Origin of the sequence: Vibrio sp. MM46 (assembly GCF_027587135.1) — a bacterium.
GTDB classification, from domain to species: domain Bacteria; phylum Pseudomonadota; class Gammaproteobacteria; order Enterobacterales; family Vibrionaceae; genus Vibrio; species Vibrio harveyi.
Window position 1 is genome coordinate 72,989 of sequence record NZ_JAPPTO010000024.1, and the last position, 14,579, is coordinate 87,567.

The following is a 14,579-nucleotide window of genomic DNA, read 5'->3' on the forward strand; positions in this document are numbered from 1 at the left end:
GCGCTATTACCCACCCAAGATGCTCTTCAACATATTGACACACATGTCATAAGGCACAGACTCTTTCATGCGTTGCTGCAAGTATTCATCCAATTTTGGCTTAAGGGTAAACGCGCCATCGATAGCAGGATCAGTACCCGGTTTGTAAGCGCCAATCGATACCAGATCTTGGTTCTTACGGCAAATCGACAACACCTGACGGACCGCTTTCGACATCAATACATGCTCTTCAGTGGTGATTTGCGGCATAACACGGCTCACCGATTTCTCTACATCAATGGCTGGATAATGACCTGCATCCGCCATTTCACGAGACAACACAATGTGACCATCTAGGATCGCACGTGATGCATCGGCGATCGGATCTTGCAGATCGTCACCTTCGGTCAAAACAGTAAAGAAAGCGGTAATTGATCCTTGATCATCACCACCATTACCAGCGCGTTCCACCAGCGCTGGCAGTTTAGCAAATACCGAAGGCGGATAACCTTTGGTTGCAGGCGGCTCACCCACAGACAATGCAATCTCACGCTGTGCTTGAGCAAAACGCGTCAGAGAGTCCATTAGTAGGAGAACATCTAGTCCTTGGTCACGGAAGTATTCGGCAATCGTCAGTGCCGTTTGACAGCCTTTCAAACGCATCAAAGGAGAAGCATCGGCAGGTGCAGCCACCACCACAGAACGGCGGCGTCCATCTTCACCCAAAATCTCTTCGATGAATTCTTTTACTTCGCGTCCACGTTCACCAATCAGACCAACGACAACGACTTGTGCTGTCGTGCCTCGCGTCATCATACCGAGGGTGACCGATTTACCAACACCCGAACCAGCAAACAGACCGATACGTTGGCCTTTACCTACGGTCAACAAACCGTTAATGGCTTTTAAGCCGACATCAAGCGGCTCAGAAATAGGTTTACGTGCTAGGGGGTTTATTGGTTCGGCATTGAACGAAGCTCGATGCTCCGTGTAAAGAGGACCAAGACCATCAAGTGGGTTGCCCACACCATCAATCACACGCCCAAGCAGTTCCATTCCGACTGGCAAACCGGCTTCACTGGTTAAGGGCGTCACTTTCGCGCCCGGTAAAATGCCCGTGATTTGTTCACTCGGCATTAAGAAAAGGTTATCACCAGAAAAGCCCACGACCTCTGCTTCCATATGACCGGACATGGTCTCGACTAGACACAAACTACCAATCGGAGCACGACAGCCTGTCGCCTCTAAGGTCAAGCCTACAACGCGAACGAGCTTGCCTGAAGCAACTGGGCGCGTTGTTAGCCCTTCGATTTTGTAGTTTTTTAAACGGTCAGCCAAGGCTTGCATGGATTACTCGCCCCCTTGATGGCGGTTTGCGCCACAGAAGCTGTTCAACACACTTTTCACGCGTTCTTCCATACGATAGTTGATGCTCGATTCGCCAGCAGCAATCTGTACGTCGCCACGGTTTAATGACGGCTCAGCCACCAAAGTCCAGTTACGACAATCAAGTTCTTCTTCACCGTATGCAGAGCGAATGATCGCAACATCATCAGGGTTCAGGTGCAAGGTGATTGGGTGACCAGAAATTGGAAGCGCTTCAACTGACTGCTTTACAGTATCGAGAATAATTTGCGGGTTGGTTTGCACTTCCACGTGCACCACTTCTTTAACTAGGCATAGCACCATGTCGACCAATTGTTTTTCAACCTGAGCATTCATCAACTCCAAAGGTTGAGCGAACTGGTTTGCCAAGTTCATAAAGGTTTCCACTTGCTGCTGGATATATTCTTGTCCAGCCGTTACACCTTCGGCTTTGCCCAGTTCCAGACCTTCTGCATGACCAGCTTGAACGCCTTCTTCTTTACCTTTGTCGTAACCTTGCTTAAAACCCGCTTCTTGACCTTGATAGAGACCTTCTTGATAAGCGCCTTGCTTGATCAGTTCAATCTGTTCTTCTGTCAGTTCAAGCGCTTGTTCTTCTTCCGGCTCGTCAAAGTTTGGTACCCAACTCGGATCGTAGTTAAACGCAGTTTGCTTGGCTTGCTTTGCTTTTGGCTCGCCATAATCAGGCAAACCCCAGCGCTGAGGTTCGATCATCGCATCGTCTTCATCAGGACGGATAAATCCACGTTTTCTATCGCCAGCCATGCTTAACCTACAATCTGTTTATGTTGAAACTTATGTTGAAAATAAAGTGCGTTATTTAAGGAAGTGCTTGCTCCTTTTCTCCCCAGCTTAAAGGAAGAAAAGGAACGAAGAAATGATTATAAGAACTCGTCCGCGCCACCAGATAGCATGATCTCGCCAGCATCTGCCATACGACGAGCAATTGCCAGGATCTCTTTTTGCGCCGCTTCTACGTCTGCTACGCGAACTGGCGGCATTGCTTCGATATCGTCGCGCATCATCTCAGCTGCACGTTTAGACATGTTCTTGAAGACTTTCTCACGTAGAGAGTCGTCGGCACCTTTAAGTGCACGCTGTAGGACATCTTGAGGAACGTCACGCAGCAACTTCTGAATGCCTTGGTCGTCCACTTCCACCAAGTTCTCGAATACGAACATAAGGTCTTGGATTTGTGTCGCCATGTCTTCGTCTTGGTCGCGAATTTGCTCCATCAAGATACCTTCGACGTTGTTGTCTAGGTAGTTCATGATTTCTGCTGCTGCCTTCAGACCGCCAATCTTCGCGGCTTGCGCACCCGCTTGACCTGCGAACTGTTTCTCCATGATCTCGTTCAGCTCTGCCAGTGCCGATGGCTGAACTTCTTCTAGGTTGGCAATACGCATCATCAGGTCCAGACGCACGCGCTCTGGGAACTGAGAAAGGATTTCTGCCGATTGGTCTGCTTCCAAGTACGAAAGTACGATGGTTTGAATCTGCGGGTGTTCGTTGACGATGATACTTGCCACTTGGCGAGGGTCCATCCACTTCAGTGAATCCAGACCTTTCGAGCCAGTACCCAATAGGATTTGGTCGACCAAGTTGTTTGCTTTGTCTTCACCCAGAGCAGCCACCAGTGCATTACGCATGAAGTCTTCGCTGCCCATACCGATGTTGGTGTATTTCTGGATGTCTTCTAAAAACGCGCGGTGCACACCAGACACTTTGTCTTGGCTCAGATCTTTAGCGCGCGCCATTGCACTACCAACACGTTGAACCTGCTTTGGTTCTAAGTGACGAATAATGCCAGCGGCATCACCTTCATTCAGGCTGAGCAGCAAGATCGCCGCTTTTTCTTCGCCTGTCATGCTAGAGACATCAAACTCCGCAGGAACGCCTGCGCCGTTTTCATCTTGAGGTACGATATCGTTAGCCATTTTCGTTCATCCAGTTTTTCACAACTTGAGCGGCAAGCTCTGGCTCATTCGCCACCAGAGCGCGCACTGCTTTGAGTACATCTTCATCTTTGTGAAGGTTAGGTAAATCGATGCTTGAGCCAAACTCAAACAGTTCACCGCTTTCGATGTCGCTACCAATCAGGCTGGTTTCGCCATCCGCACCAATTGGCAAGCCATCTGGTCCGTACATTTCGTCTTCGTCGTTGTTGGCTGGGTTGAGCAGTTTCTTCATTGCTGGGCGAACCAGTACCAAGATAACCACGATGATCACCAACGCGCTTGCAAACCAACGAACCCAGTCGTTGAAGTTTGGATGCTCCCAAATTGGTGGATCAACCATTTGCTCAAGCTCTGGTTCAGCAAACTTGACGCTCAAAACGTTGAGTAAGTCACCACGACTTTGATCGAAACCAACCGTGCCGATCAGAACTTGGCGAATTGCGTTAATTTCAGATTCAGACAATGGTGTATAAGTCACTTCACCAGTATCAGGATTCACGGTACGGCGGTCTTTGATCGCAACAGAAACCGTTTGACGAGCCAGCGTACCGGTTTGCTTACGTTCATGACTGATCGTGGTATCAAGCTCAAAGTTACGCGTTGATTCTTTACGTACCGAACCCTGACCAGTCAATGTGCCGTCTTTCATTTGCGCCACATCTTGAGGAATAGACGCATCCGCTGGCGGCTGGTTGCTCAATGCACCAGGAATGCCCGCGACCATGTTGCCATTGTTGTAATCTTCTAGCGCGTATTCACTACGAGTTGCCGGAGTATTCGGATCGAAATTCTTACGGGTTTGCTCAACAGTACTGAAATCCATTTGGATATCCACCTGAGCGGTGTAGTTACCGAAGCCCAAAATAGGCAAAAGCACAGAATCGATTTTCTCACGCAGGGCTTGCTCTTGGCTTCGCTCTAGCTCTTGCTCTTTACGACGAGCCGCAGACGCTGGGTCTTGAGAACCCGAGCTAAGCAGGCGACCGTGTTGATCGGTTACCGTAATACGAGAGGTCTTCATGCCCGGAACAGCACTCGCGACCATATCGACGATAGAATCCACTTCTTGCTGTTTAAGGTTCGCACCTGTGGAGAGCGTCAAAAATACCGAAGCAGACGCTTCTTGGTTGTGGCGAACAAACACACTGTGTTTTGGCAGGGCAAGCAGCACACGAGCTTTACGTACCTGCTTCATCTCTTCAATCGCTTGAGCAAGTTGGCGTTCACGGCTGAGCTTCAAACGTTCTTGTTCCAAACGCTGTGATACACCAAAGCCCATATCTTGCAACAGAATATCATCGCCCGCCGCCGTCGCTTGGTTTACACCAGCACGCACCATGCCGAGCTTGATCGAGTTATAGTCACTCGCTTCTACCGAAATGGTATTACCATCTAGCTTGTAATTGATTTTTTGCTGGTCGAGGTAGTCCAGCACAGGGATCAGTTCTTCCGTTTCATAAGCACCTAATGGGCGCATTTCCGGCTCTTTCACCCAGAAGAACAGCATCACGATCAGCGCAACACAGATAGAGATAGACAGCACTAACACGACCTGACGAAGTAAATCGAGGTCGCCTACTGCCATATCGAATTTTGACGCACTGCGCTCTCCAAGATCTGGGTTTTGGCTTTCCACATCCAGATCTGAGCCAGCAATCAGTGCACCATCTGCGCCGCCATCAGTGACGGTTAAATCTGTAGACTTGTCTGCCACACTTATTACCTAAATTACACTGGCATATTCATGAGATCCTTATAGGACTCAACGAGCTTGTTGCGGATTTGAACAGTGGCATCGAAAGCAACACTGGACTTGTTACGAGCAATCATAACGTCAGAAAGGGAAACATCGGCATCACCACGGTCAAAACGCGTTTGCAGGTCACCCGATGCTTTTTGAAGTGAGTTTACGTTATTGATGGCTTTTGTTAGGAGATCACCAAAATCTGCACCAACTTTCGCGCCTGTCGCCGTAGGAGCAGTGTTACTCGCTTCCACCATCATGGCGCGCATTTCTGCCTGAATACCATCAACTTTCATTGTCACCTCTAAGCCAAAAGTTTGACTATTAACTAAAACTGATTATTGACACAGCAATTACTGTGCCATAAGACAATAGTGCCGTAGTTTACCCACACTTTCGTCTTATGGCTATTTATGTGATTACTAAGCCGGAATATCGATACCAGCGTCACGCATTTTAGCAAGTTTGTAGCGCAGAGTTCGTGGGCTAATACCCAGTTTTTCTGCCATTTCTTTACGACGTCCGTTACATTCGATCAATGTTTCCAAAATGATGGCGTATTCTTGGTCACGGAGTTCCCCGCCTAGACCTTCACCACCAGACGCTACTCGGTTGATTGGCTCAGCTTGTGCGACTGGCTTGACATCCGGTACGACCATTTCTGCATTCTGAACAACATGTTGCAGACTGTTTGCATCTTGCCAATCTACACCTTCTAGCAAAATATGTTCAGCATCTATGTCACCGTTTTCACTCAAAATCAACGCACGTTGAACCACATTATCCAGCTCACGAACGTTACCCGGCCATGGGTATTGAAGCAGCTTATCTAATGCAACTTGAGAGAACTTAGGCACAGGCATACCCATCTTGCTGCAATGGCGCTCAGCAAGATGCTGCGCAAGTGGCGAGATGTCACCTTTACGTTCGCAGAGTGCTGGCCATGCGATTGGGAAAACATTCAAACGGTAGTACAAGTCTTCACGGAAGTTTCCTTCTGAAACGTACTGTTTAAGATCGCGGTTGCTGGTTGCAAGTACGCGAACATCAAGCTTGATACTCTTACGACTGCCCAGACGCTCCACTTCACGCTCTTGTAAAACACGTAGTAACTTCGCTTGCAGACTCAAGTCCATCTCGCTGATTTCATCTAGCAAGATGGTACCGCCTTGTGCTTGTTCGAATTTGCCTGGACAAGCTTGAACTGCCCCAGTGAAGGCACCTTTTTCGTAGCCAAACAGCGTCGCTTCAAGCATGTTATCTGGGATCGCAGCGCAGTTAATGGCAACAAATGGACCATCTTTACGGTTTGAAGCGTTGTGAATGTAACGCGACATAACCTCTTTACCAGAACCGCTAGGACCTAAGATCATAACGTTGGCATCAGTGCGCGCTACTTTGTCAGCTAGAGCAAGCAGACGCAGACTTTTCTCATCTGCAACTACCGCGTCACCATTGTCGTCACTTTTAATTGGCGCGTAGCGACTTACCATGTTGAGCAAGACTTCTGGTGCAAATGGCTTCGCCATGTAATCAATCGCACCTTCTTTCATTGCCGACACGGCGTCTTCAATGTTTGCATAAGCCGTCATAAGCAGAACGGGCATATTTGGCCAATTCTGTTTGATATTACGGAGCAGCGCTAAGCCACCCATACCTGCCATTTGTACATCTGAAACTACGATGTCTACCGCGTTCGACTTCAGTTTCACCAAAGCGTCTTCTGCACAATCGGCTTCTAACCACTCATACCCAGCCAGAGCCAGAGTATCCACTAGGGCTTCACGAAGACCTTCATCGTCTTCTACGATCAGCACTTTGCTTTGCGCCATTATGATTCTCCAGTATGTGCTTGCACTCGCTCTAGCGGAATGCACATGGTAAAGCAGGCTCCATCACCCTGCTCTGAAATGAGTTCCAATCGACCGTCATGGGCACGGCAAACCATTTGAACAACAGCAAGTCCCAACCCCGTTCCTTGAGAACGCGTGGTAAAGAAGGGCTCCATAATTTTGGCTTGTAGTTCTTTTGGTATACCCGGTCCGCTGTCTTGCACAGAAATGCGCAGCTCACCGTTTACCGGGCGGAAAAAGACATCAATTTGCGATTCTTTGCCTGACATCTGAATCGCGTTCATCACTAAGTTACTCAATGCTGAAGCAATGGCATTCGCGTTACCTAATAGCTCAGTCTGCTCTTCCTCAACTTCTAGGAAGTAATCGATGCTGTTGTTTTTCAGTGCGGTTTCCACCATGGGCTGATATTCAGCCACCAGCTGAGCAATGTTAAATGGCTTAATGACTTTATTATCACCACCTTTGGCAAAAAGCAGCATATCATTAACCTGCTTCTCCAAATCGTGCAGTCGATCCATTAATTTGCTCTGAAATCGCTCTCTTGTCGCAGGAGGGAGATTCGGCGCACCTAAATTTGATGCATATAACATCGCACTTGATAAAGGCGTTCTAACTTGATGAGCGAGCGACGCCACCATACGACCGAGTGATGACAAACGTTGTAAGTCACTCACGCGAGATTGCAGTAAGCGGGTTTCTGTTAGGTCAGTGATCAGGATAAGCTGACCCGTCGCCGAGGCAGAGATGGCCAAACGCACTTTGCGACCATTGCGCAGTGAAATTTCATGACCATCATCTTCACGCGGATCAAAAACCGCTTGGATGATGTTGAACCATTTCTCGTTGACTAATGGAATCTCAAGAATTCGATGCGCTTCCGGGTTGGCTTCACGGACCACTCCGTGCGTGTCTAACAAGATCACGCCAGCCGGCATTACGTCCAGAACCTGTTTATAACGCTCTACCTGATTCTCTACTGAGTCTAAATGGGATTGGTTAGTGTTGTTGTCCATTCACTGCCTGTCGAATTGTCGCCACTTACAAACTAAAATAGCTTGGTAAGCAATTAGCGTACCAAGCTATTTTCTATATTTATCATAGCGTTATGCGAACGACAAGAAGTTGACACTAGGAAAATGGTGCTTTCGTTATCAGAAAAGATAACCAATCACCGTTGAAAGTGTGAACTTTGGCTATCAGATAAACCTAGCGCTGTAGGTTGTATTTACGCATTTTCTCAACCAATGTCGTACGACGCATACCGAGCATATCTGCCGCTCGTGCCACTACACCGCCTTGCGCTTCTAACGCTTGGCTGATCATGTTGACCTCCATATCGGCTAGCAACTCTTTCAAGTTGACTCCTTCCGGTGGCAGTGCTTGAGGTGCATTCATGTTGTGGTCAAGATCGCTCTGCTCTTCAAAGCTGAAGTTTTCAGAGAAGATATCTTGGAACACATCACGCTCTTGCTCTTCCACTGTTGTGAATGGGTTCCCTTCAGGTTGGAACTCAGGAATATCACTGTAGCGGTATTTAGTCGGAAGATGATTCACGTCGACCAAGCTATTCGGGTATAGGATCACCATACGCTCAACAAGGTTAGCAAGTTCACGTACGTTACCTGGCCAGTTGTGTTCCATCAGCGAGTTGATAGCACGAGGAGTGAAGCAAATTGGTTGTCCGCCTTCAGCTTCAAGACGCGTCATTAGCTCTTGCAGCAACAAAGGAATGTCTTGCTTACGCGCTTTTAGCGCAGGCATTTCAATTGGGAATACATTCAAGCGGTAAAAGAGGTCTTCACGGAACGTGCCATCGTCGATCATGGTTTCGAGATCACGGTGAGTTGCAGCTACAACACGAACGTTTACTTTGATCGTCGTATTGCCACCAACACGCTCAAAGCAACGCTCTTGCAATACGCGCAACAGCTTCACTTGCATAGACATTGGCATATCACCAATCTCATCAAGGAAGATCGTGCCACCTTCTGCTAATTCAAAACGACCTTTACGTGCCGTTAAAGCTCCGGTAAATGCACCTTTTTCATGACCAAACAGCTCACTTTCTAAAAGCTCTGGTGGGATCGCACCACAGTTAATTGGCACAAACGGACCGTTGCGGTAAGCAGAATGATAATGGATATTGCGCGCCACCACTTCTTTGCCTGTCCCTGATTCACCCAAGATCAAGACGTTTGCCTCAGTACCTGATACTTGTTCAATCAAATGACGAACTTCTTGGATACCACGGCTTTGACCAACGAGACTGCGGAAAAGAGTGTTTTTGCGAGCACTTGCAACAACGTTCACACCTTTGCGACCAAGAAAGTCTTTGCAGTGACGTAACGCTTCGCTAAGTTGCGGGTAGTTTAGAGGTTGCTCTAATTCACCGACAAAATTTGGCAAGTCATCAACAGGCAATGGGAAAGAGCCCATGACGAGAAGAGGGATATGGTACGCTTCGTTGAGTTGTGTCATTACTGCTGTCGCAGCCTGACCGGCAGAGATGTTAGCCACAATACAACCTGACCAAACACTAGACCAGTCTACATCGCCTAGCTGATCAGAACTGACAGCTTCGCAACTTTCTCCAACAAATTCCAATATATTGCTTATATTTAAACGACTTGGTGCGTCGTCATCGATTACAAGCAGCTTTGCCAAACCTTGCATAAGTAAGAATGATTGCCTTTATTATGGGGTTGTTGCGGCCAGACCTTGATTTGCGCAATTGAGTGTCAGAAAAGGTGGGACCACTCTCAATTAACGATAGACAAAATAGGAAAATCAGCAACAAAAAAAAGCCATTAGGGCCACTAATGACTTCTATTTTATTTGAATAAAAAAATAAGGCAACCAAGCAATAAAGAGGTGTGAGCTTGATTGTAACTTTGCTGAACGACTTGATGTGCAATCAGACACAATACCCTACTAAATCAGTAAGGTATTGTTTTCTTTATTAAATGCCTACTTCTGCAGCAGTTAGGTTGTGGAACTCAGTTGGGATCTGGTCCCACGCTGATTTGATCTCACGGATGATGTCGATAACGTCGTCGATCGGTTGAGGATCGTTTTGGTGGTTCGCGGCAGAAATCTGAGTGATCATAAACTCGTAAAGTGAATCTAAGTTTGAAGCAATGTCACCACCATCGTCCATTGAAAGGCAGCTGCGTAGCGCAATAATGATGTCTAACGCTTTACCTAGACGCTCGCCTTTTGCTGGAATGTTGCCTGCTTGCATTGCTGCTTTACCTTGGATCAGACGCTCAATCGCACCTGCCATTAGCATTTGAATGACTTTGTGCGGAGACGCCGCACTCAGCTGGCTGTCGACTGATACCTTTTTGTATGCTTGCAAAGAACCGCGCATAGTATTCCTCTTTTATATAAATTTTTTGTACTGCTGAAGCGAACGCTTACCATAACGGAACTTATGTAGCTCTTTACCAACGTTCGTGGTTTCGTTTTGCATCAGCTCAACAATTCTTTTGGTACGAGTGAGCAAGTCTTGCCACTCTGCTTCCTGCTTCACCAGCGGATTGCTCTCGACAATGGGTAGCAGGTTTTGCAATAACCGTTCCCTGATATCGACCAAGCGAAGAATTTCTTCAGCATTAAAGTCGACTTTTTCTAGTTCTTGCGCAATTAGTTGATCAATATCACTAATTTCAATGAGTTCACTTCGCATCTATTGACCCAACGCGTTCATCAATGCGCCCAACTGCCCTTGCATCTTACCCGTGGCATCTTGCATAGCGGCAAACTTAGCGTGGGTGCGTTTTTCAAGGCTATCCATACGGCGATCTAATGCCGCTTGGTCATCACCTAAACGATAGTTCTGCTCAGTTAAGCTTTTTTCACGAGTACGAATACTGCCAGTAAACCCTGTAATGCCCTGAATCGCGTCTTCCACGCGTTTGGCAAAACCGGTATTACCACCAAAGAACTTTTCCAACTCGTTAAAGTTGCTGTTCAACTGGCGATCCAGCATGTCGTAGTTAATCTCTAATGTGCCTTGGCGTGTGGTCGTGATACCGAACTCCGTCAGGGATTTTAAATCTTCTGGTGCTTTGTCAATCGCCGTTGAGAATACCGCTTTCAGTCTCGCATCGGCATTACGCACTGTACTGTCGCCCGCAAGCGGTCCTTTCTGACCAGTGGTAGGGTCAACACTCGATAGTGCTTTCGATGTTTGGTAGAACGAGTTGTAAGCAGAGACAAAGTTTTCAATGTCATTACGCACGCTGCCGCGGTCGTATTCTACGCCGATTTCAGCAGGAGGTTTACCTACTTCGGACTTGCCTTTAAGGGTCAAGTTGACACCTTCAATAGCATCTTCAATCACGTTGTTGTGACTAGATAGCTGTGCAACGCCATCAAGCATCACTTGCGAGTCTTGCCCAGCTTGTACTTCCATCATGCCCGAGTACGCTTCAAAAGACTTCTCTGCTTCTGCGATTTTGGCTTCTGCTACGTCTATTTTTTCAAGACGTTCGCGCTCCTCTGGCTCAAGCTTGGCTCGATGAATTTGTTTTGCTTGCGCTTCAGTTAGCTCACCTCGTTCAACTTTTTGGTCAAGCTCTTGTTTTTCATCCGCAATCTTTTGCTCGATTTCCGCTTTTTCTTGTTCGAGCTGTTGTTTCGCTTCTTTCGTTGTTACGTATGAATCGGTGAGTGTGCCTGAGGCGGTGTTATCCCACCCAGGGACATCTGGCGCTTTCTCAATCGCTTTCTCATCCAGTTCGAGTTCCGGTGGACGGTAAGAATCGAGAAGTGTTCCTGAAGCCGTTTCAGTCCAACCGGGAATGCTGTCTTGTGGGCGCATACTTGCACGCTTGTTAGCGGCATCAATCGCTTCTTGTCCAGCTTTCGCCGCAGCAGCGCCGGATGCAGAGATCGGTTCATCGGATGCGCCATCTTGCGCACTTTCTGCCGCTTTTTGTTCTTCAGGAGGTATAGGATTGCCGTCTGCATCCACCTGTTCTGGTTGGTCTGCATCGGGTGTTGATTCTGGTTCTTTTAGAGGTCCAAGTACGGCTTCAGCCGCTTCACGAGCTTCTTCAAGCGCGTTCACTCGGTCTTCTAGAGTTTTGTATTCGAAATGTTTCAGCGGGTTACCTGCATCGGCATCCACACTGACTTTAATTTGATGGTCCTTGCCCGATAGATTCGAAGCAAGGATCAAACGCGGCCCTTCTACGTCGTTAATAACGGAAGCACGTACGCCAGGGTTATCCTTAGCGCCGTTAATTCCACGAACGACATCAACTAGCTTAGAACTAGAACGGACATTAACGTCGAAGGTGTCATCACCAAGAGAAATCTGCAGCTTACCAGGTCCAAACTTAGCATCTTCTGGCAAAACGTCAGAAGCCACTTTATGACTCTGTGCAAGCTGCAACACATCGATAGCATACTTACCGGCTATAGCGTCTGTTGTTGCGGTCGCAGATACCACTGCATCGTCGGTAGTATCTACCGTACGAACAGCAAAAGCCTTCTCCTGACGAAAGTTCGTCATGAGATTCTTCATCGTATCCAACGATTCTCTGAGTCGCCCGTAGGCACTGATGCTGGCGTCAATTGTCGCACGCTCGTTGTCGATGCGTTGCTGCTTTGGCACACGCTCGGCATCCACAATTTTGCTGACCATGGAATTGATATCCATGCCGCCAGACATCCCCAAAGGGCCTAAACTCATCAAATCACCTCAAAAACGACTTACACCTTTTCAACTAACAAACCGCTGTTAGCTGTGTGTTCAGCTAGGCGACGCAAAACCACTAGCATTTCTTCATCAGGAATTTGACGAATAACATCACCGGTTGTGGCTTCGTATATCGTCACGACGTCTCGACCCGATTCTTCATCAACACGAAACGCCACTCCCTTATTCATGGCGTCGACAAATTCATTCATTTGCTTAACCATTTTTTCGCGTTCTTCTCTGTTCAGCTCTTGGCGGGTATCCGCCATTTCAAGTGCAGCTTGAACAGAGAGATCGCGTTCGGCATCGTTCGCTTTTACAGGCGAAGCGGTACCGTTTGAACTTGCTGTGCTTGGCGCGCCTACGCCATTTTCTTTAGCAACTTTTGTGCCACTCGGTGTGCCGTAAGGCTGGATGTTCGATGTGTAGGAGGATATTTCCATTACAATCTCCCTTCCACCTTATGGGCTAACGATAGGTCTATCGCTTTGGTGACGTAATCACTAGGCTGAGTCGACCCGATTAGCCCAACAAGCTTAGCGCTGCAGATGGTGACTGCTTCGCTTGAGCCAAGATTGAAGTACTTGCTTGTTGAAGGATTTGCGACTTAGTCATTGCCGTTGTTTCCTTCGCGTAGTCAGTATCTTTAATACGGCTGTTAGACGCATTAACGTTCTCGTTAATGTTGTCTAGGTTGCTGATAGCGTGGTTGAAACGGTTTTGGAATGCACCAAGAGACGCACGTTGGCTGTCTACTGATTTTAGTGCGCCATCAATGATAGCTACCGCTTCTTGAGAGCCTGCAACGCTTGTTACGTCGATGTCTTTAACCGTTACGTCTTTTGCGTCACCGAAGCCGATCTCACCCGCTAGGTTACCAGAGAACTCAACGTCACCCGTTACTTTTTGAGAAGAAGCAAATACTTGTAGTTTGCCATCTTCACCAACAGACGCTTTTACATCTTCGCTTTGACCGTTGATGTAAGTCGCTAGCTGCTCAATATCGTCGCCTTGTTTTGCTTGGACAGTAAGCTCTTGCTCTTCACCTTGCTTGTTGGTGTACGTCATTTTCAGTTCAGTTTTATCGCTCACTGTCCATGACGCATCTTTACCGTCTTCTGCTGCGTAGCTCTTACCACCCATTGCAGAAGTATCAGAACGTAGGTTACCCATAGAAAGCATTACTGCTTCACCAGAGTCCGCACCGATTTGGAAAGATTGAGTACCGTAAGTACCGTTTAGAAGCTTGTTACCACCGAAAGAGGTTGTTTCAGCGATACGGTTTAGCTCGTCGTTAAGCGCTGTTACTTCTTCTTGGATCGCTACACGTTCTGATTTTGAGTTCGAACCGTTCGCAGATTGAAGCGATAGGTCACGCATACGTTGTAGGATGTTGGTAGATTCATTCATTGCACCTTCAGCAACCTGTGCAATAGAAATACCGTCGTTCGCGTTTTTCACAGCCATGTCTAGACCACGGCTCTGTGCGTTCAAACGGTTAGAAATCTGTAGACCTGCAGCATCATCTTTCGCGCTATTGATTTTATAACCCGAAGACAAACGCTCCATTGATTTTTGTTGACCTTCAGCCGCTTGGTTTAGGTAACGCTGTGCGGTCATCGCAGAAACGTTAGTATTAACGTTAATCGCCATAATTGATCTCCTTAAGGCTTTAGTTGATGCACCGTCGTGTCTCTCACCTCACTTAGGTACATCTCATTTCTCTCAGTCCCTTTAACGGCGACCTATAAATATCCTTTAGGAGAAATTTTCAATTTTTTGCGATTATTTTCTTTAGCTTACTGAAATGTGATGAATCTCTAATATTCAATGGGTTGGCTAGCTGCTGGGTTATTAATCCAAAACAGGCAGAAAAAAACCCAGCCGAAGCTGGGTTTACTCGCTCATCTCTCACCACGAGCCAATGAGGTTCTTGCCTTTAGGTTATA

13 protein-coding genes are annotated in these 14,579 nt (G+C 47.4%); all 13 read right to left on the reverse strand.

Features of this window, described 5'->3' with window-relative positions:
- Positions 1–6: 6 nt before the first annotated feature.
- Entirely contained in the window at positions 7–1,326 is a 1,320-nt protein-coding gene (fliI, locus tag OH459_RS22215) for a flagellar protein export ATPase FliI (protein WP_005448368.1), read from the reverse strand.
- Positions 1,327–1,329: 3 nt separating this feature from the next.
- Positions 1,330–2,130, reverse strand: coding sequence for a flagellar assembly protein FliH (gene fliH, locus OH459_RS22220; protein ID WP_005448367.1), 801 nt, complete (start codon positions 2,128–2,130; stop codon positions 1,330–1,332).
- A 116-nt stretch (positions 2,131–2,246) separates the two neighbouring features.
- The gene (gene fliG / locus OH459_RS22225; RefSeq protein WP_005448366.1) at positions 2,247–3,302 is read right to left on the reverse strand and encodes a flagellar motor switch protein FliG; all 1,056 of its coding nucleotides are present in this window, start codon (positions 3,300–3,302) and stop codon (positions 2,247–2,249) included.
- The gene (gene fliF / locus OH459_RS22230) at positions 3,295–5,037 is read right to left on the reverse strand and encodes a flagellar basal-body MS-ring/collar protein FliF (protein WP_269988793.1); all 1,743 of its coding nucleotides are present in this window, start codon (positions 5,035–5,037) and stop codon (positions 3,295–3,297) included. Before fliF ends, fliG begins: the two co-directional genes overlap by 8 nt.
- A 14-nt stretch (positions 5,038–5,051) precedes the next feature.
- Entirely contained in the window at positions 5,052–5,363 is a 312-nt protein-coding gene (fliE, locus tag OH459_RS22235; RefSeq protein ID WP_005448364.1) for a flagellar hook-basal body complex protein FliE, read from the reverse strand.
- Positions 5,364–5,489: 126 nt separating this feature from the next.
- Entirely contained in the window at positions 5,490–6,899 is a 1,410-nt protein-coding gene (locus OH459_RS22240; protein WP_005448355.1) for a sigma-54-dependent transcriptional regulator, read from the reverse strand.
- Positions 6,899–7,936 (reverse strand): sensor histidine kinase, encoded by a 1,038-nt coding sequence (locus OH459_RS22245; RefSeq protein ID WP_005448353.1) that lies wholly within the window; start codon positions 7,934–7,936, stop codon positions 6,899–6,901. The genes OH459_RS22240 and OH459_RS22245 overlap by 1 nt, the downstream gene beginning before the upstream one ends.
- A gap of 193 nt (positions 7,937–8,129) precedes the next feature.
- Entirely contained in the window at positions 8,130–9,596 is a 1,467-nt protein-coding gene (locus OH459_RS22250; RefSeq protein WP_005448351.1) for a sigma-54 dependent transcriptional regulator, read from the reverse strand.
- 286 nt (positions 9,597–9,882) lie between these two features.
- Complete coding sequence (gene fliS / locus OH459_RS22255) at positions 9,883–10,293, reverse strand: flagellar export chaperone FliS (RefSeq protein ID WP_005438665.1); 411 nt, start codon at positions 10,291–10,293, stop codon at positions 9,883–9,885.
- A 12-nt stretch (positions 10,294–10,305) separates the two neighbouring features.
- Positions 10,306–10,611 carry a flagellar protein FliT gene (locus OH459_RS22260; RefSeq protein ID WP_005448349.1) on the reverse strand — a complete coding sequence of 102 codons (306 nt, stop codon included), beginning with the start codon at positions 10,609–10,611 and terminating at the stop codon, positions 10,306–10,308.
- Entirely contained in the window at positions 10,612–12,624 is a 2,013-nt protein-coding gene (gene fliD, locus OH459_RS22265) for a flagellar filament capping protein FliD (protein WP_050935327.1), read from the reverse strand.
- 20 nt (positions 12,625–12,644) lie between these two features.
- Positions 12,645–13,073 carry a flagellar protein FlaG gene (flaG, locus tag OH459_RS22270; RefSeq protein ID WP_005448345.1) on the reverse strand — a complete coding sequence of 143 codons (429 nt, stop codon included), beginning with the start codon at positions 13,071–13,073 and terminating at the stop codon, positions 12,645–12,647.
- Between the two features lie 79 nt (positions 13,074–13,152).
- Positions 13,153–14,283: a flagellin gene (locus OH459_RS22275; RefSeq protein WP_005448343.1), complete on the reverse strand. Its 1,131-nt coding sequence runs from the start codon at positions 14,281–14,283 to the stop codon at positions 13,153–13,155.
- Positions 14,284–14,579: the final 296 nt, after the last annotated feature.